This is a genomic window from Caballeronia udeis, from assembly GCF_001544555.2.
Classification (GTDB): Bacteria; Pseudomonadota; Gammaproteobacteria; order Burkholderiales; family Burkholderiaceae; genus Caballeronia; species Caballeronia udeis.
In genome coordinates this window covers 31,970-50,301 of the sequence record NZ_FCOK02000076.1, presented here as the reverse complement: position 1 = coordinate 50,301, position 18,332 = coordinate 31,970, and the positions used below count along the sequence as shown (strand labels likewise).

Below are 18,332 nucleotides of genomic sequence, written 5' to 3'. Positions count from 1 at the left end.
GCCCACCAGTGAGCACTTCCGCAAGCTTCGAGGGCTACTCGACCAGCAGGACGTTGGGCAAGAAACGCAATTAAATCGTCGCGTCCGAACCGGCGGTTGGCTATCTCGCCAGTTAGCGCGTCGACCCAGTACATCTGGAACACCCGCTTTGCAACATCCAGTCCATATGTCGTAGCATTCATTTAGGGCCTCCGTTCCTCAAGTGGTTGTGTCGCAACTCCACTTTGGCACATTGATGCCGTTCGGTTCTGGAGGCCCTCCATCAAGCCCACTTCCCCGAAGGGAGGGCGGTGTCCATTCCATCTCGGCGGTGGTCGGCAACACGATGTCATAGCCATTCCTGACGCCCGCCTGCGCCGCCAGCGCAACGACCTTGTCGAGGGCCATCGTGGCGTCGGCGGTGTGCGCGGAGCTGTGCGGAACGTACGTAGCGCCCACTGCCCACGGTGTCTGCGGCAACGGCAGATCGTCCATCTTCATGCCGGCCATCGATGGATCGGCCATGTTCATCGCAGGCTTCGCGGAATGCACATGCGCCTTCCCCCACGCTCCTTGCGGATAGCCAAGCTGCGCGGACGTCGCCAACGCCTTGAATTGCTTGCCCCACGTGCTCGACCATGGCAGCCCGCTCAGCACAAAAAACAATGCGCCAAGCGCGAGCCATGCACCGCCGACCGCGTGCAATTCACGCCACCAGACACGGCCTTTCGACGACGACAACCGTGGCACGAACCGGCCACCCTTCTGACGCGCCTTCGGCCACCACAATGCAATGCCTGTTCCGATCATCACCAGCGTCCAGCAGCCCGCCAGTTCCATCAGGATCTCGCCGGTCTTGCCCAGCATCAAGCCGCGATGCAAATTGCGAATCTGCTTCATCAACCGGTTCTCGACGCTCAGCCTGCCCAGCACCTCACCGGTGTAGGGATCGAGATAGACGCTTTCACTCGATCCGGGTTTCAGGCGGAACACGAATTCGGCGCTGCGACGCGGGTCGGTGTTGATGACCGCCGTGGTCGCCACGGCGTCGTGCGGTTCAGCGGCGGTCGCTTTCGCCAGCAAGACTTGCTGGCTCAGACGCGGCTCGGTACGGGCATCGACGATCATGCGGTCGTGACACAGCAGCGGTTCGATCTGCGGCTGGAAACAGTACAGCGTGCCGGTGATCGCGAGGACCAGCAGCAGCGGCATGACAAACAAGCCGGCATAGAAATGCCAGCGCCATAACAACCGATGCCGCGCCGCCAGGCGGGCGTCAGAAAGAGATGCGGATTGCATATGAGGTGTCCTTCTATAAGTTGACTGCGGACCCGGAAGACCCAAGAGCCCCGAAACGACCGTCAGATCCCGATCCGGCCTTCGACATAAACCGTCCGGCCCGCGTAAGGATGGAACACGTAATAACGGTGATCGAAAAGGTTATCCACGCCGATGCCGAGCTCGGTTCGCTTCGTAGGACGGAAGGTGAATTTGGCGTCGACGACCATGTACGTGCTCGTGCCGCCGTAGGTGTTCGGATTGGTATCGGTATTGGTGAGCGTGTTGTATTCGCGGCCCGAATAACGCGCGGCGATCGTGACGGCGCTCTGGCTGGTCGCGCGCCAGGTCGCGGCCACATTCGCGCGCCACAACGGGATGCGATAGAAGTACTTGCCCACCGACGCCGGATTGCCGCTGTTCGCGATGATCTTCGATTGCGTGTAGGCCAGCCCCGCTGTGAGGTCCAGGCCGCAAATCAGCACGTCCTGCCCTTCGTAGCTTGTCTCGATGCCGCGCGAACGTACCTTGTCGATGTTCTGAAAGTTCGTGATGTTCGGAATCACGGTGGTGTTCGTCTGGCTAAACAACGTGTTTTTCACATCGTCCTGAAACAGCGTGAATCGATATACGCCGTTACCGTGTTGCCACTCGGCTGTCAGTTCCTTCGAGAGATCGTCTTCCGGCTTCAGGTTGGGGTTGTTATTGACGATCGACAAACCCGTGATCTGCCCTTGAAACAATTCGCCGACGGTTGGGAAGCGATACGCCCGTCCTATCGATGCACGCAGCAACAGGTCTTGCGTGACATCGAAGGACAGCGAGGCCTTCGGCGACCAGTGGCTCTGGCTGACTTCAGCGTAGTTCAGCGAGGTAGATCCAACCGCCCGCGTGCCGTCATACGCGTTCCAGTTCTCGTAGCGCGCGCCGTAGGTGAATTTCCAGCGCGGCAGGAACCGCCATGCGTCCTGCGCGTACACGGCTTGCGTCTCCGTGCGTCCGCCGAATGCGTTGGCAAATGTTGTCCCGCCGCCGTCGCGCCAGGTGGGCGTGTTGTAGGTTTCGTTGTCGAGGAAATAGTTGTCGTAGTGATAGCCGAACGACAGCCAGTGCGCGCCCAGACCGGCGGCGGGCGTGGCCGGTGTCCAGGACGTGCGCAGGTCGAGTGTTTTCCAGCCGGTGCCGTCGCCGAATGCGATCGTTCCCGCGCCATTGCCCGGCGCCCCTGAATTCGCGGTGCGTGCAATGCTCTGCGTGATATCGAAATACGACGCTACAGCTTCCGCGTTCCAGCCGGATGCGTGGCGCGTTTTCAGTGACAACCCGTACAGGAAGTTTTCGCTGGCTCCCTGGCTCGGCGCAAACGTTGCAGCAGGTACGTTGTATTCGTAGCCGCCCATATTCACGAGGCCGCTATAGACCGGGTTGCCGGCAGCATCGCGGAGAAATGACTGGGTGTCGCTGTTGTACTTCTGATGCCAGTAACCGAGCGTGAAGCCGGCTTGCAAAGTGGGCGTGAGGTCGTACGCGAGCGTCAGCTTGAACTGGTCCTGGAAGATGCGCTCAATGCCTTCCGATGTCACGCCCAGCACCGCAGTGCGGTTGTTGTTCTGGTCGTTGTAGAAATACGCGCCGGTCACCGGACGATCGGTCGCCTTCGCCGGCATTGCCGACGCCGCCAGCGTCGCGAGTTGCAGCGGCTGGCCCGTGTTTTCCAGATGATCGACACCGATCAGCCAGGACAGGTCGCCGTTTTTATCGCCAATGGACGCCGACGAATTCGTGCCGTTGAAACTACGATTCACGCCGAACAGATTGAAGTGCTGGCTGAACGCCTGCACGTGGGCATCGGCTTCGAACTTCTCCGGCATGCGGGTGGTGATGGCCACCGTCGCGCCGATCGAGTTGCCGGGATACAGCGCCGAATACGGACCGTAGATCACGTCGGTGCGCTCGATGTCGTCGGCGAAAACCATCGACCAGCGGGGCGCGAACGTGAACGTATTGCCAAGGAAATTGCTGAGCAGCAATCCGTCGGCGTAAACCAGCCCGCGCGCCGTTTGCGAATTGCTCGTGCCGCGCACGGCAATGGGCGAATTCACATCGCCGATAAACCGCTTGCGCACCGCCATGTTCGGCACGTACTTCAGCACGTCTTCGGGTGTGACCACGTTCCAGTATTGCGCCTGCTCGGCGGTGACAGTTGCGGTCGTGGCGGGAAGGTTCGGATCGAGCGGCGAACGCACCGATGAACCCGCGGTGCTCGTGACAACAACCGGGGCGAGCTGGACGGCATCGGCGTCGCGACGATCGGGCGTACTTTCCGATGTTGCAACGGCGGGCGCGGCAAGCACAAAGACCGGCGCCATCAGGGAAAGCGGCAAGCAGGCATGGCGATGAAATGCCAAACGACGAAACGTGAACGCGCGCGAACGCACGGCGGCACGGCAGCCTGACGGCTGCCGTGCTCGCTTGAGGAGCTTGAGCATCGAAGAAATCCTGAATAAGTGGACGCAACCGTCCGGCCACGAGCGCTTAAACGGCGCGCGTAATCACGGCAAACAGCCAGAGCAGTCGATACGGACGAACTTCAGGAAACGACGGGCGGCGCGCGCGGAGACGCGGCATTGAACGACTTGACGTGAACGACTTGCGTAACCGGCACGGCGGCCAGGCGCGTGACGCGTTCGACCCGCAGCAGCGTGGCAGGCTGGGCGGACGCCAGCGGCATGTTGTGCGCAAGCAGGCCGCAATACGAACAGGCGTCGAACGAATCGGCGCCGGCCATGTGATTGCCCGCTGGCTCGTGGTTTTCCACCGCCGCATGCGGCGTGGAAGAAAGCGCGGATGGAACGATCTGCGCGAGGGCATCGGCGGAACAGATCGCCGTTTGCGGATCGACACCCTGCTGACGCGACGCCAGCGTCTGGCTAATCACCGGCGCGACAATAGCCAGCCACATGGCGGCCATGCCGAGCCATGCAACGAGGCGATTGCGCGAGGTGCGATTCATCGGGGTGACTTCAGCCGCGGATGGACAAACGAGAATGAGAGGCGATTGTAAGCACGTCGTTCGTGCCACGCAATGCGGTTCGGGGTATCAGGCGGAAGTTTCAGGTTGTATCGACGAATCGACTGATCGACAGCGGATGTTCGATGTTTTGGCTTCATCCGCATCCGGCCGGTTCTGCCTGCCATCCCGGCGAGTCCGTCCACGTGCATATTGCGCATGGAGACATTGGACATCGATTCGGTTAGAATGCCGGGCTTGGCGCGACGCACACCCCTGCGTCGCCGGGAAATCCGCTTTCCCGAAGTTGCAAAAGCGCGGTAGATGGTACGAGGGGTACGAGGTGGTTGGGCACGGATTGCATGTTTCCCCTCCCTTCCGAACCCGCTTTAAACTAGCCGCATAAACGCGCGTGAGTGGCGAAATTGGTAGACGCACCAGGTTTAGGTCCTGACGGCAGCAATGTCGTGTCGGTTCGAGTCCGACCTCACGCACCAAGCTGAAAACGAAGCCTCGCTGAAAACAGCGAGGCTTCGTCATTTGTGCGGCCGGTTTTTTGGCCGATGATGCCGCCGCCCGGTTCAAGCGGCTCGCTGCGTCAGCACTTCATCTATCAACCCATACTCCCGCGCCTGATCCGCCGACATGAAATTATCGCGGTCGGTGTCCGCAGCAATCTGCTCCACGCTCTTCCCCGTGCGCTCCGCCATGATCCCGTTCAGGCGCCGGCGCGAATACAGCACTTCTTCGGCCTGGATGGCGATATCGGCAGCCGTGCCCTGCGAGCCGCCCGAAGGCTGGTGGATCATGATGCGCGCGTTGGGTAACGCAAACCGCTTGCCCTTCGCACCCGCGGTCAGCAGGAACGTCCCCATGCTCGCGGCGAATCCGGTGCACAGCGTGGACACGTCCGGCCGGATGAACTGCATGGTGTCGAAGATCGCCATGCCGTCGTAGACCGAACCACCCGGCGAATTGATGTACAGCGCAATGTCCTTCTCGGGGTTGTCGGCTTCGAGAAACAGCAGTTGCGCGACAACCAGGCTCGCCGTCTGGTCCGTCACCGGTCCCACCAGGAAGATGATGCGTTCGCGCAGCAGCCGCGAATAGACGTCGTAGGCGCGTTCGCCGCGTCCGGTGTGTTCAATGACAGTTGGCACGAGGCCGAGGTTGTGGGGATTCGTGTGGGGACTCATTTCGCTGCGGTTCCTTTGTTTTTGCCGATATCGCTTGAGCGTGGAGGCGAAGATGCATGCCTCAGCCGATATGACGCACGAGGTCGTCCGTGCGTGACGCCCGTTCACGCGATATATTTTTGCCTGGGGCTGTCACATTCGCGTGGCGCCAGCCGTCAGGCCGTTACAGAGTGAAAGCACGTCATTGAGGGGACCTTGCATGACTGGTGATACGGGTATCGATCGCGACACGGCGCAACTCGCCCTCTTCGAGGCGTCGCGCGCACGGCTGTTTTCGCTGGCTTACCGGATCCTCGGTGCGCGCGCGGACGCCGAGGACGTCGTTCAGGACACGTTCGTGAAATGGCATCTGCATCAGCGCACAGCGGGTATCGCGGGAGACAATGCGCTGGACGCGCCCGCAGCCTGGCTTGCAATCGTCACAAAACGTACCGCTATCGACCGCTTGCGGCGTCTGAAACATGAAGCGCCTTTGCCCGGGGGGATCGACAATGTCGACGGGTTCAATGCCATCGATCACGCTCCATCGGCCCAGACGCTTGCGGAACAGGCATCGGATTTATCGTACGGAATGCGCCGCGTGCTCGACCGGCTGTCGGCGGAGGAACGGGCGGCGTTCCTGCTGCGCGAAGCGTTCGAGGCGGACTATGCGAGCATCGCGAAGATCCTTAACCGGAGCGCCGCGCATTGCCGGCAAATGGTTCATCGCGCGAAAGGCCGGGTGCGTGACGATCGGGAAAACAAGGACACAGCGCATACGGTCCATCGCGAGCACGCAATTGAGCCCGCAATCGAGTCATTACTCGATGCAATCGCGCGCCAGGATGTCAGCGCGCTGGTCGCGTTGACGCTTGCCACGGCGCCGGAGTTTGCTCCAGCCACTCCTGTAGCCGCGGCGGCAATCGCCGAGCAGCAGGCTGCCCGGCTGACACACGCATTGATCACGCGGCTGCGGATGGGCCGCATCGACTTGCGCCCGACCGTCATCGGCGAGCGCACGTCCTCCCTCGTGCTCGCCTGACGCGTTCGTGCAGACGCCGCGGTGCAGCGGCGGGGAAACGCCTGCACGGGGCCGCCGGCCAAGCCGCAAACGAATTCTTTCGCTCGAACCGTCTCGTGTATCCTGAAAACTGGTGCCTGGAGAGTCCAGCCACCTCGATCAAGGATCCACAATGGCTTTCAACCATCAGGCCGCGACAGTCGCGGTAAGGTCGCGGAGCAGGCTCACCAGCGGCCTCCTGCCTGTTGGTCTTCGCTCAAGCGGTGGCATCAGGTGAACGAGCCACAACGCTTTACCGTCCGGCACACAAGCGTCTACCGGTATTCAGAACCGGTGGATTTCGGCGAGCATCGAATGTTGTTCCGGCCGAGGTCCAGCCACGACCTGCGCCTCGTGACCATGCAACTGAAGATCACGCCGGAACCGGCGCGCCTGCGCTGGCTGCACGATATCTTCGACAACTCGGTGGCCGTCGCCACGTTCGATAGCCAGGCGACGGAGTTGACGTTCGAAAGCGAAGTCACGCTCGAGCATTTCGAAGCGCCGCACCCGGACTACGCGCTCGAGCGTTACGCCGCCACGTTTCCGTTTGCGTATACGAATGAGGAAGCGTCGGATCTGGTGAACGCGCGGAACCGGCCGGAACCGGATGGCGATGTCGATGCCTGGGCCAACCGTTTCGTCACGCCCGGCGAACCCATGGGTACGATGGCGCTGCTGCGCAAGATCAACCAGGCGATCAACGACGACTTCAAGTACGTCCGCCGCACGGAAAAAGGGGTGAATCGCCCCGCCGACACGTTGCGCCTGCGCACCGGCAGTTGCCGGGACTTCGCCGTGTTCATGATGGATGCGGTGCGCTCGCTCGGCCTGGCAGCGCGGTTCGTCAGCGGCTACATCTTCGTGCCTGAATTGGACACCCCGGTGGACACTCCGCTGGAAACCACGCGCGGCGGCGGCGCCACGCACGCGTGGCTGCAAATTTATCTTCCCGGCGCTGGCTGGGTCGATTTCGACCCGACCAACAGCCTGATTGGCAACCGTCATCTCATCCGCGTCGCGGTTGCATGGGACCACCATCAGGCCCTCCCGCTATGGGGAACCTGGAACGGCGAGCCCGGCTCGTTCCGCAGCCTCGATGTCGAGGTCAGCGTGACCGAAAACCGCTGATGTCCTCTTCCATAGAAAGGCCACTCCCATGAAACTCCGCGTTGGTTACGAGCTGGTCTACGAGTGTCTGCAGCCGACACCCATGCTTCTCATGCTGAACACGCATTTTTCGTTCGCGCCCCAGGTCCTGCTCGCCGACCTGCTGGTGGTCAACCCACCGGTGCCGATCTCGCAGTATCGCGATGGCTTCGGCAACCTGTGCAGCCGGATTGTCGCGCCCGAAGGCCAGATAGCGCTGTCGACGTCGGCGTTGCTCGAGGTGCCGGCGGAATATGAAAAACCCGGGCCGGATGGCGAACAGCATCCGGTCGAAAACCTGCCCAACGAATGCCTGGTGTTCTTGCTTGGCAGCCGATATTGCGAAACGGACCTGCTGTCGGACTTCGCGTGGAAAACGTTCGGCAACACACCGCTGGGACGCCCGCGAGTACAGGCTATCTGCGACTTCGTGCATAACCACATTGTGTTCAATTATGCGCACGCGCGGCCGACCAAGACCGCGTGGGAAGCCTATAACGAGCGTCAGGGCGTATGCCGCGACTTCGCGCACCTGGCCGTCACGCTGTGCCGCGCGATGAACATTCCGGCGCGCTATTGCACGGGGTATATCAGCGACGCCGGCATGCCGCCGCCTTATACCGCGATGGATTTCGCGGCGTGGTTCGAGGCTTTTATCGGCGGAAGCTGGCAGACCTTCGACGCGCGCAACAACGTCCCGCGAATGGGCCGCGTGTTGATGGCGCGAGGCCGCGATGCCGCCGATGTCGCAATCAGCAATACGTTCGGTCCCACCAAGCTGCTCAAATTCGATGTAATTTGCCAGGCGCAGTAACAAGCGCGTTTACTTCGGATATCAAACTGAGATCGCGCCGCACGGAACAGGCCCGCACCACCCTGTGGCGGCACCTGTTCCGCCCCGCCTTGCAGCACATTCCCATCCGGGGGATAATTCAGGCTGAACATCGCGTGTAGTGAGTCAGCGCAGTGAACCAGATTCGTGCTGCACCGAAAAGAAAACGCTGCATCCTCCCTTACCTGTCCAGTCTCCAGAACACGTGCGAGCCATTGAGTTTCAATGGCTTTTTTTCTGGCCTGGACTGATCGGCTTACGCCGTCATCACCTTCCATTGCCGTGAACTTCGACGACTACTGCCAGCAAAAAGCCGCGCCCGATGGCTCCAGCACGTACTACGCCCTGCGCCGTGCGCCCTCTGCCAGACAGCCGCTTCTGACAGCGTTCTACGCATTGCGCCGGGAGCTGGAAGACACCGTCAAGGAAACCAGCGACCCTACCATTGGCCGCACCAAACACGCCTGGTGGCAAAAGGAACTGGCCAGCCTGTTCGGTGGCGAACCCGCCCATCCGGTGACGAAGGCGATCGCCGCGCATCGGGCGAACACCCCGGTTCTCGACGAGCAAGGGCGGACGTCGATCGAAAACCTGGTCGACGGCTTCAGCATGGACCTCGATCAGGCGCGTTATCTTGACTGGACGGGTTTGCGGCGTTATCTGGACAACGTCGGCGGCGCGTTTGCCCTGATCGTCGCCCGCGCGAGCGCACGCCGTCCGGATGATGCACCGGGCTGGGCCAATTCGCTTGGCACGGCGTTGATGCTGGCGGAGCGTATAGCGGAAATCGGCGACGACGCGCGCCACGGCCGCATTTATATTCCTATCGATGAAATGCAGCGCTTCAATGTCACCGCTGCCGATCTCATCAACCGCAAATACAGCGATGCATTCACTGACCTCATGCGCTTCCAGACCGGCCGGGCACGCGAAGCGCTCAAGCAGTCACTGGACGCTATCCCCCCGGACGAACGCGCGACCCAGCGTGTGTTGCGGACGCAAGCGGCTTTATCGCTGGCCTTGCTCGACGAAATAGAACGCGAAAACTTCCAGGTGCTTCATCAGCGGATTACGCTGACACCTATCCGCAAACTGTGGATCAGTTGGCGCGTCCGATAAGTCCGGGGAGTCCGGTTGGGTGGCCCCGCTTCCTGACGCGCCGAGCCTCAAGCCCGCAGCAAAGGCAGCGTCTCGAACTTCTGCCCGAGGACCGCGGTGGAATTCATTCCCCACCAGGGCCCAAGCACGGTCGCGTACATCTGCCTGAAGTCCACGCCCACCGGCAAATTGCCGTTCCCGTCCAGCCTTGCCAATTCCGGCGCCACACCATGAAGGCCGCCATTCACACGGCCGCCCATCACGAAATGCGGCGCGACCGTGCCGTGATCCGTGCCGTTACTCTGGTTCTCGCGGGGCCGCCGGCCAAACTCGGCATAGGTCATGATGAGCGTCTCGTTCCATCGGCCCAGTTCGACCAGCGCCGAGCGCATCGCAACCATTCCGTCCGATAGCTGCTTGAGCAACGCCGCCTGCTGACCCGGCTGGTTCTGATGGGTATCGAAACCATTGAGCGTCAGCCGGATCACCGCGACGCCCTGCCCCGTCTGCGGCACGCCAGCAGGGGTATCGGTCGCGGCAAGCACTTGCATGGCCGTCTTGATCGAGGTGCCGAATGCACCGCCCGGAAATTGCGTCTTGAGCGCGAACTGGCCGGCACGCGGACGCAACCGGTCGGCCGCCTTCACGATCTCGTTTTCCACATCCAGGATATGCGCGAGCGCGGGGTTGCGTTCCTTCAGCGATATCGGCGTCGCAAGCCGCGCCTGTTTCTCGAACTGCGCGGGATTCACGAGTGCGACGGCACGAGCGCCGTTCGCAAGCGGCCCCATTTCAGCGCTACCGATCACCACGGCGTCGGCAGCGAATCCTGCCGGCACGGGCTGCGCGCGGAACGTGCGCGTGAGCCAGCCTTCGTGCAGATATTGATCCGAGCGCGAGCCGGTATCCCAGATCTCGATGGACCGGAAATGCGAGAGATTCGGTTGCGGATAACTGACGCCCTGCACGATCGCGAGTTGCCGGTCTTTCCAGAGTGGCATCAATGGCTGCATGGCGGGATGAAGACCCGTGCGCTGGTCGAGCTGGATGACCTGTTCGCGCTTGATACCAATCCCTGGGCGCAACGTGGCGTATGCGGGGTCGGAGAACGGAATCACCGTGTTCAGGCCGTCGTTGCCGCCCTTTAGTTCGACCAGGATCAGGACGTTGCCGTACCCGCTCGAACGCATCTCGACCGGGTGCGGGCTTGCTGCCGCAAATGCCGAGGGCGCAAGCGCGAAGGCGCCGGCTGCACCGGTCATCGAAAGGAAGTCGCGTCGGTTCATGGGGCCGCCTATTTCAACTGGTACGCAGGGTCCATCAGCAAGGCCCGCAGATAGGCGCTGCTGGTAACGTCGGGTTCGATGGCGTCGGCGGGAGAGACCGCCAGCACCGCGCGCTGCAATTGCAATTGCATCGACAGATTGGGACGGGCGTCCGGCGTCGTGTTGTATTGCGCGAGCCATGCATCGAGATCGAAGCGCAAGCCCGCATGCGGCCGCTGCATCGCTGCAGGTTTCATGGCGGCAGCTGTCATCATGTTCGGCGTTGGACCTGACATCGAGCCTGACATAGCGCTCGTCTTCGGATTGGCCGCCGCGGGACGCATGCCATGCGCTTCGGTCGCGCGGAACAACTGTTCGATGAACTGCTTGCGCGCGAGCAGCGTGGTGCTGTTGATCCAGTTTTCACCGCCCGGCCAGCCCTTCACGTTCGGCGGATAAAAGAGATTTTCGCCGAAATTGCGCACCTGGACGGCGAGCGCTGTTGTGTCCTGATCGCCATAACCCAGATCGAATCCGCGCACGGCACCAACCACGAATTCCGCGGGTGACTTGACCAGCACGCCACGGTTGCGCTCATCCCAGAACGCCTCCGATAAAAACAGGCCCCGCAACGCTGTCTTGATGCCGTAATGAGACTCGCGAAAACGCTCGGCGATCGGCGCTATCTGAGCCGGGTCCGGCGTATCGGAGATGAACTCGCGCCATAGTTCGGTCGTGATGAAGGTCGCCGTTTCCGGTTGAGCCAGGAGGATGTCGAGAACCTGGTCGCCATCAAAATTGCCCATCTTGCCGAGGACGGTCTTATCGCCGTCATCGTGGATCTTCGGATTGAATTGATAAGCCAGCGTTTCCGGATCCAGCGTCCAGCCGGTGTAGGCCCGCGCGGCTTCGGTTACGTCACGCTGTGAGTAATGTCCCTCGCCCAGCGTGAACAGCTCCATGACCTCGCGTGCGAAGTTCTCGTTCGGCCGGCCTTTGCGGCTGCCGGCGCCATCGAGGTATTGCAGCATGGCCGGATCTTTCGAGACCGCGTGGAGCAAGTCGCCGAAATTGCCGAGCGCGTCGCGGCGCAGCAGCGCGTTCTGCCGGAACATGAGCTGCGGATAGTGAGTCTTGTCTTCGCCGGACGGAAAATGATCGTGCCAGAAGAGCGTCATGCGCTCGGTGAGCGGCGAGCGCGTGGTCACCATTTCCCGTACCCACCAGCCGCGCAACTCTTCGTAGCGACGGCTTTGTTCGCGCTGGTCGTCACGGCGCTCGTCCTGCGTCCACGCACGGCGCACTTCAACCGATGGGATCGGCTCCGTGACCCACGCGGGAGGCGGGGTGGCGGCTTCAGTTCGGGCACCTGCAAGCAATGCATCAACAGCCTGCTCGCGTGTCATGCCAATGTACGGGGCGACCTCGCTCGCGTTTGCTTCGAAGCCGGTGCGGGTTAGCAGGAAGCGGGCGTCGGTAGCATCGAGCGGATCGGCATCGACCGCCGCCGCTTCCATTGGATGCAGGTTGCGCATCCGGCGCGGGGTGTTGGTTTGCGCTGCCTGAGCTGTCAGCGCGCTGGTTAGCATCAAACATAACGCGACGAACAACGTGGCAATACTCACACCGCGCCCGCGCCGATCCAGCGAACCGGGAGCAACGTGAAAGTCAGGAAACCTGGAGGGTTGCATTGAGGAGCGAATCCGGTGGCCGCGCTATGTCATTCAACGGCGCGCTACCGGGGCCCGTTGACCGCCGTTATCACTTCGGCATCCGGTTAGCGCCGGAAGGCCGCTGGCCTTGGCCGGAAGTTTGGCCGCATACGGGCGATGCGCTTACGCCAAGCCGCAGACGCCGAACCTCAGCGCTTATAAAGGTCCCTGACCGCTTCCTCGATATGCTGGCGCAGCAGCCGCCGCTCATCTGCGGTCATCACGCCGTGCCGCGGAGGCCGCTCGGGCGGTTGCGGATCGCTTTGCGGCGCGGGCATGGCCGGCATGGCTTGCTGCAGTTCACGATTGCCGTTGAGCGGCTTTTGCATGCGATGCTGAGCGCGCATGAACCCGCCATCGAAGTGCTTCTTTGGCCGTTGCGAGTTGAAATCGGAACTGGCGCCCTCTGGACTCGAATACCGGGACGCAGAGGATGAAGACGGAGATGAAGACAACGAGGAATCGGGACGATCGAACGCCGACGAACTGCGATTGGAGGATTGTGATGGTTGCGCAAGAGCGGTGCGCGCGGCAAACACGGCGTAAAACGCGCTAGCGATCAGCGTTAGTCGGATGATGCGCTTGGTGCGCACAGGTATGCGCCGCCGCGCTCCCTTCATGTTGTTCCCTTCGTTGCTCGACAACCGGACAGTCTCAGGCTCTTTGGCGTGTTTGCGTGTCATGCCAGAATCGACGGTTAATGCCGCCATGATACTGACGCGCAATCATTGTACTAATGGAGTATCCACCGAATGACGGGCTTAGGTAAAGGAGTGTACGCATAGAACCTTTATGTCGTGCCACACTCGCCGTAAATTTTGTAACTATCTGTTACCTTAGAAATCAGTCAAACTCGCACGTCTTTCTAATCGCGCTAAGATGCCGTCATGGAAACCAAAAATCCCTCAAAAATACTCGTAGTCGACGACGACCCCCGTTTGCGCGATCTTTTGCGACGTTATCTCGGCGAACAGGGCTTCAACGTCTATGTCGCTGAAAATGCGCCGTCGATGAACAAGCTCTGGGTTCGAGAACGTTTCGACCTGCTCGTGCTCGACCTGATGTTGCCGGGGGAAGACGGACTGTCGATCTGCCGCCGTCTGCGTGGCAGCAACGACCGTACGCCCATCATCATGCTCACCGCGAAAGGCGAGGACGTCGACCGTATCGTGGGCCTGGAAATGGGCGCGGACGACTATTTGCCAAAGCCGTTCAACCCTCGCGAACTCGTCGCGCGGATTCATGCGGTGCTGCGTCGCCAGTCACCGTCCGAACTGCCCGGAGCGCCGTCCGAAACCACCGAAGTCTTCGAATTCGGCGAATTCGCGCTGAATCTCGCCACCCGCACGCTCACCAAGAACGGCCAGGAAATCCCGCTGACCACCGGCGAATTCTCGGTGCTGAAAGTATTCGCGCGGCATCCGCGTGCACCGCTGTCGCGTGAAAAGCTGATGGAACTGGCGCGCGGCCGTGAATATGAAGTCTTCGACCGCAGTCTCGATGTGCAGATCTCAAGATTGCGCAAGCTGATCGAGCCGGACCCAAGCAGCCCGCGCTTCATCCAGACGGTGTGGGGTCTGGGGTACGTCTTCATCCCCGACGGCGCAGCCTGATTGAGTCCTGATCGAGTTCTGGCAAGCGCGCCCCGTGCGCGCCACAAGAGAAGAGCATCAACGAACCATGCGGATTGACAGGCGGCTACTGACGCTCGCGTTCGGCGGCCTGTTCTGGCGGACCTTCGCCTTGATCGCGTTGCTGATTGCGGTCAGCATCGCCGCGTGGTTTCAGAGCTTCCGGGTGATCGAACGCGAACCGCGCGCGCAGCGCGTGGCGCTGCAGCTCGTCGCGGTCGTCAAGCTCACGCGTACCGCCCTCCTTTATTCTGATCCGGATCTTCGCCGCGCTCTGCTGCAGGATCTGGAGAGCAATGAAGGGGTGCGCGTATACCCGCGCGAAACTACCGATAAATATCGCCTACAGCCCGACGAGTCGCTGAACCGGCTGATCGAGCACGACGTGCGCGGCCGGCTTGGCAACGACACGGTAATCGCGCAATCCGTCAACGATATCCCGGGCGTCTGGATCAGCTTCAAGATTGACGATGACGATTACTGGGTGGCGCTCGACCGCGATCAACTCGATAACGTCACGGGCCTCCAATGGGCCGGCTGGGGCGTCTTTGCGCTCGCGCTGTCGCTATTCGGCGCGGCGTTCATCACCAGTCTCGTGAACCGGCCGTTCGCGCGGCTGGCGCTGGCGGCCCGCAGGGTTGGCTCAGGACAATCGCCCGAACCCTTGCCCGAGCGCGGCATGGGCGTGGCCGCCGAAACCAATCGCAGTTTCAACCAGATGGTGCAGGACCTCGAACAGCTCGACGCCGACCGGGCGTTGATGCTGGCCGGCATCTCGCACGACCTGCGCACGCCGCTCGCGCGTTTGCGGCTCGAAACCGAAATGAGCCCTTCCGACGAAGCGACGAAACTTGCGATGGTCGATGACATCGAACAGATGGACATGATCATCGGGCGCTTCCTCGACTACGCCCGGCCGATGCAACGGATGGCCGAAGCCGTCGATCTCTCGCTGATCGGCGGCGAAATGGCCTCGCGTTTCTACGCGGAAGACGGCGTGCTGATGAAAACCGACCTGGCCCAGGGCGCGATCATTGAAGGAGATCCGACCGACGTTCGGCGGGTGATCGGCAACCTGCTCGAGAACGCGCGCAAATACGGGCGCAGCGCAATGGACGATATCGCCCGCATCACGCTGCAAACGCGGGTCAGTCACGGGCGCGTGGAGTTGTCGGTGATGGATGAAGGGCGCGGCATTCCCGAAGATCAGGTCGCGTTGATTACGCGGCCGTTCTACCGCGTTGATACGGCGCGCACGCAGGCCAACGGCACCGGGCTCGGCATGGCAATCGTGCAACGGCTCGTCACCCGGCAGCGCGGCACGCTGCGCCTGCGCAACCGCCATCCGCATGCGGGGTTTGAGGTGACCATCGACTTCCCGGCGATGGAAAAACGCACCTTCCGCTAAGCCGATCGTTTCAAAAAAAAGCTATCGGTCCATTCGTTAAAAGCTATCCGGACCGTTAGTCAAAATCTATTGAAGTCGATAATTAATAGAGTTATGATAAGGGTCGTTCAACGCAAGCATCAGCTTCTCACGTGAGTTTGATGTTGCGTCATGTGAGCGTTACAGCGATCAGCTAGTCTTGATTTTCTCTTCCAACGAACACAGGAGTATCCATATGAAGACCGTGGGCGATAAAGTTGAAGCGTTTACCGTTACTGCTGCAAAGCCGGGTTTCAACCATCACGAAGAAAATGGCGTGTCGGCGTTTGAAGACATCACCGAACAGTCGTTCCCTGGCAAGTGGAAGATCCTGTACTTCTACCCGAAGGATTTCACGTTCGTCTGCCCGACGGAAATCGTCGAATTCGCCAAGCTGAACAGCGATTTCGCCGATCGCGACGCCGTGTTGCTCGGCGGCAGCGTGGACAACGAATTCGTGAAGCTGGCATGGCGCCGGGAACACAAGGACCTGAACAAGCTGAACCACTATGCGTTCGGCGACGTGAAGGGCGAGCTGATCGACCAGCTCGGCATCCGCGACAAGGAAGCAGGCGTGGCGCTGCGCGCAACGTTTGTTATCGACCCGGACAACGTGATTCAACACGTCTCGGTGAACAACCTGAACGTGGGCCGTAATCCGGAAGAAATCCTGCGTATTCTCGACGGCCTGCAAACGGACGAACTGTGCCCGTGCAATCGTGCTGTCGGCGGTTCGACGCTGTAAGTCATATCGGCGAGGCCTTCTTGGCTTGCGCCTCAGCCCGTCAGCTTTCCGAGTCAAACTCGAGCCGGCGGGCTTTTTTATCGCTGATCAGATAGGAGAAATTTATGGAATTCCTCGCATCGATTAAAGAACTCATTCCCGATTACGCAAAAGACATTCGCCTGAACGTGGACGGCACGATTGCGCGTTCATCGCTGGAAGGCAATGACGCGGTAGGCGTGGCATTGGCCGCTGCTTATGCCGCAAAGGCTACGAAGATTGTCGCGCTGATCCGCGCGGCGGGCGTTTTGTCAGCCGAGGAAACGAATGGCGCGTTGACCGCTGCCGCGTTGATGGGCATGAACAACGTCTGGTATCCGTACCTGGAAATGGCCGATAACGCCGACCTGAAGACGCAGCCCGCTGCGTTGCGGATGAATGCGTATGCGACCCACGGCGGGGTCGACAAGCGGCGCTTCGAGATGTATGCGCTGGCCGCATCGATTGTGGGGAAATGCCACTTTTGCGTGAAGTCGCACTATGAGAACCTCGTTGGCGAGGGAATGAGCACGACGCAATTGCGGGATGTGGGACGAATTGCCGCAGTGATCAACGCCGCTCAACTGGCGATTACCGCCGAAGGGAATTAAGCCGGTTCAGGTTCAAGCTTGCAAAAACGCCACGTTTAAAACGTGGCGTTTTCATGTGCGTCTTTATGCGTGCGTTCAGGCGTCGATACCCGTGCGCATCAGCAGCACGGCAGCCTGCGCCTCGATACCCTCTTTACGCCCCAGATACCCCAGTTTCTCATTCGTCTTGGCTTTCACATTCACGCGAGTCAGCGGTAATTCGAGATCCTCGGCAATATTCGCCCGGATCGCTTCAATGAACGGCGCAAGCTTCGGCGCCTGCGCAATCACCGTCGAATCGACATTCATGATCGCGAAGCCGGCTTCCGAGACTCTTGAAAAAGCCTCGCGCAACAGTACCCGGCTATCCGCCCCGGCAAAGTCCGCATCGGTATCCGGGAAATGCCGGCCGATATCGCCCATGGCCGCGGCGCCGAACAGCGCATCCGTAATCGCGTGCAGCAACACGTCGGCATCCGAATGCCCGAGCAGCCCGCGCTCGTAGGGAATGCTCACCCCGCCAATAATCAGCGGCCGGCCTTCGACCAGTTGGTGAACGTCGTAGCCTTGTCCGATTCTGAAATCCATCGATAGTCCTAGATTAGTGAGCGAGTGGGCAACTGCATCAAACCGCTGAATCAAACACCGCCGAGCATAGCCGACGCAAGTGCGAAATCTTCCGGATACGTGACCTTGAAATTGCGCAGACTACCCTGAATCAGCCGCGGTGCATGGCCTAGCCACTCCATGGCGCTGGCTTCATCGGTGAGATCGTGACCGTCCTGTTGCGCCCGCGTGATCGCGTCACGCAACATGCCCAACCGGAACATCTGCGGCGTCTGCGCCTGCCACAAGCCGTTACGCGACTCCGTGCGGGCAATGCGCCCTTCCACATGCGCCGTGCCTTCAGCCTCGATGCGCTTGAGCGTGTCAGCCACCGGTAGCGCCAGGATGCCCCCCACAGGATCGTTCTTCAACTCAGCCACCAGCCTGCGGATCATCTCCGGCGTGAGCCCGGGGCGCGCCGCGTCATGCACGAGCACCCAGTCGTCGTCGCGCGCACCAAAACCGGTCAGCGCGGCAAGGCCATTAAACACCGACGCTTGCCGCGTCGTGCCGCCGCAGCGTTGCACGGCGAAGCGCAAGCCCGCGAAACGGCGGTCATCGAAATGATGATCACCCGGCGCCAGCACGACCAGCGTCTGGGCAAATTCGGAACAGGCGTCAAAAGCGGCGAGCGAATAACGCAGCATCGGATGGCGGCCGACAGTCTGGTATTGCTTCGGCATGGGTGCACCGGAACGGCTGCCGGAACCGGCGCACGGGATAAGGGCGAACAGGCGGGAGGTCACGAGTTGAAAACG

17 protein-coding genes, 1 tRNA gene and 1 pseudogene are annotated in these 18,332 nt (G+C 61.1%); 9 read left to right on the top strand and 10 right to left on the bottom strand.

The features are described 5' to 3' along the window. The 4 genes and pseudogenes from AWB69_RS46350 to AWB69_RS36120 all read right to left on the bottom strand — a co-directional run. A pseudogene (locus tag AWB69_RS46350) lies at positions 1-182 on the bottom strand (IS110 family transposase); the annotation flags it as partial. 16 nt (positions 183-198) lie between these two features. Continuing rightward, positions 199-1,278, bottom strand: a complete 1,080-nt coding sequence (locus AWB69_RS36130) for a PepSY-associated TM helix domain-containing protein (RefSeq protein WP_062091580.1) — start codon at positions 1,276-1,278, stop codon at positions 199-201. A gap of 62 nt (positions 1,279-1,340) precedes the next feature. Further along, positions 1,341-3,746, bottom strand: coding sequence for a TonB-dependent receptor (locus AWB69_RS36125; protein ID WP_082913743.1), 2,406 nt, complete (start codon positions 3,744-3,746; stop codon positions 1,341-1,343). Positions 3,747-3,847: 101 nt separating this feature from the next. Then, the gene (locus AWB69_RS36120; protein ID WP_062091579.1) at positions 3,848-4,270 is read right to left on the bottom strand and encodes a DUF2946 domain-containing protein; all 423 of its coding nucleotides are present in this window, start codon (positions 4,268-4,270) and stop codon (positions 3,848-3,850) included. A 407-nt stretch (positions 4,271-4,677) separates the two neighbouring features. On the opposite strand from AWB69_RS36120, the gene AWB69_RS36115 reads away from it, so the two are divergent. Beyond that, a tRNA-Leu gene (locus AWB69_RS36115) sits at positions 4,678-4,764 on the top strand. Positions 4,765-4,848: 84 nt separating this feature from the next. Here the strand turns inward: AWB69_RS36115 and clpP are convergent. After that, the gene (gene clpP / locus AWB69_RS36110) at positions 4,849-5,463 is read right to left on the bottom strand and encodes an ATP-dependent Clp endopeptidase proteolytic subunit ClpP (protein ID WP_062091578.1); all 615 of its coding nucleotides are present in this window, start codon (positions 5,461-5,463) and stop codon (positions 4,849-4,851) included. A 199-nt stretch (positions 5,464-5,662) separates the two neighbouring features. On the opposite strand from clpP, the gene AWB69_RS36105 reads away from it, so the two are divergent. The 4 genes from AWB69_RS36105 (at position 5,663) to AWB69_RS36090 (ending at position 9,602) form a co-directional block, all read left to right on the top strand. After that, on the top strand, positions 5,663-6,484 hold the full coding sequence (locus AWB69_RS36105; protein WP_062091577.1) for a sigma-70 family RNA polymerase sigma factor: 822 nt from the start codon (positions 5,663-5,665) through the stop codon (positions 6,482-6,484). Between the two features lie 252 nt (positions 6,485-6,736). Next, entirely contained in the window at positions 6,737-7,633 is an 897-nt protein-coding gene (locus tag AWB69_RS36100; protein ID WP_062091576.1) for a transglutaminase family protein, read from the top strand. Between the two features lie 28 nt (positions 7,634-7,661). Next, positions 7,662-8,465, top strand: a complete 804-nt coding sequence (locus AWB69_RS36095) for a transglutaminase-like domain-containing protein (RefSeq protein ID WP_062091575.1) — start codon at positions 7,662-7,664, stop codon at positions 8,463-8,465. 243 nt (positions 8,466-8,708) lie between these two features. Further along, positions 8,709-9,602, top strand: a complete 894-nt coding sequence (locus tag AWB69_RS36090; protein WP_197500394.1) for a squalene/phytoene synthase family protein — start codon at positions 8,709-8,711, stop codon at positions 9,600-9,602. A gap of 47 nt (positions 9,603-9,649) precedes the next feature. On the opposite strand, the gene AWB69_RS36085 is transcribed toward AWB69_RS36090, so the two are convergent. The 3 genes from AWB69_RS36085 to AWB69_RS36075 all read right to left on the bottom strand — a co-directional run bounded on the left by AWB69_RS36085 (position 9,650) and on the right by AWB69_RS36075 (position 13,241). Continuing rightward, positions 9,650-10,867: a DUF1501 domain-containing protein gene (locus tag AWB69_RS36085; protein WP_062091574.1), complete on the bottom strand. Its 1,218-nt coding sequence runs from the start codon at positions 10,865-10,867 to the stop codon at positions 9,650-9,652. 8 nt (positions 10,868-10,875) lie between these two features. After that, positions 10,876-12,381 (bottom strand): DUF1800 domain-containing protein, encoded by a 1,506-nt coding sequence (locus tag AWB69_RS36080; protein ID WP_156529082.1) that lies wholly within the window; start codon positions 12,379-12,381, stop codon positions 10,876-10,878. Positions 12,382-12,707: 326 nt separating this feature from the next. Next, complete coding sequence (locus AWB69_RS36075; protein ID WP_231937343.1) at positions 12,708-13,241, bottom strand: hypothetical protein; 534 nt, start codon at positions 13,239-13,241, stop codon at positions 12,708-12,710. 204 nt (positions 13,242-13,445) lie between these two features. Here AWB69_RS36075 and ompR point away from each other — a divergent pair, with 204 nt between their 5' ends. The 4 genes from ompR (at position 13,446) to AWB69_RS36055 (ending at position 16,989) form a co-directional block, all read left to right on the top strand. Further along, positions 13,446-14,171, top strand: coding sequence for an osmolarity response regulator transcription factor OmpR (ompR, locus tag AWB69_RS36070; RefSeq protein WP_031359745.1), 726 nt, complete (start codon positions 13,446-13,448; stop codon positions 14,169-14,171). Positions 14,172-14,238: 67 nt separating this feature from the next. Beyond that, positions 14,239-15,597, top strand: coding sequence for an ATP-binding protein (locus tag AWB69_RS36065; protein ID WP_062091572.1), 1,359 nt, complete (start codon positions 14,239-14,241; stop codon positions 15,595-15,597). Between the two features lie 214 nt (positions 15,598-15,811). Next, positions 15,812-16,360 (top strand): peroxiredoxin, encoded by a 549-nt coding sequence (locus AWB69_RS36060; RefSeq protein ID WP_062091571.1) that lies wholly within the window; start codon positions 15,812-15,814, stop codon positions 16,358-16,360. A 104-nt stretch (positions 16,361-16,464) separates the two neighbouring features. Further along, positions 16,465-16,989 (top strand): carboxymuconolactone decarboxylase family protein, encoded by a 525-nt coding sequence (locus AWB69_RS36055; RefSeq protein ID WP_062091570.1) that lies wholly within the window; start codon positions 16,465-16,467, stop codon positions 16,987-16,989. A gap of 75 nt (positions 16,990-17,064) precedes the next feature. Here the strand turns inward: AWB69_RS36055 and ispF are convergent, their stop codons facing one another. Further along, positions 17,065-17,556, bottom strand: a complete 492-nt coding sequence (gene ispF, locus AWB69_RS36050; protein ID WP_062091569.1) for a 2-C-methyl-D-erythritol 2,4-cyclodiphosphate synthase — start codon at positions 17,554-17,556, stop codon at positions 17,065-17,067. A 50-nt stretch (positions 17,557-17,606) separates the two neighbouring features. Then, positions 17,607-18,320, bottom strand: coding sequence for a 2-C-methyl-D-erythritol 4-phosphate cytidylyltransferase (gene ispD, locus AWB69_RS36045; RefSeq protein WP_062091568.1), 714 nt, complete (start codon positions 18,318-18,320; stop codon positions 17,607-17,609). Positions 18,321-18,332: the final 12 nt, after the last annotated feature.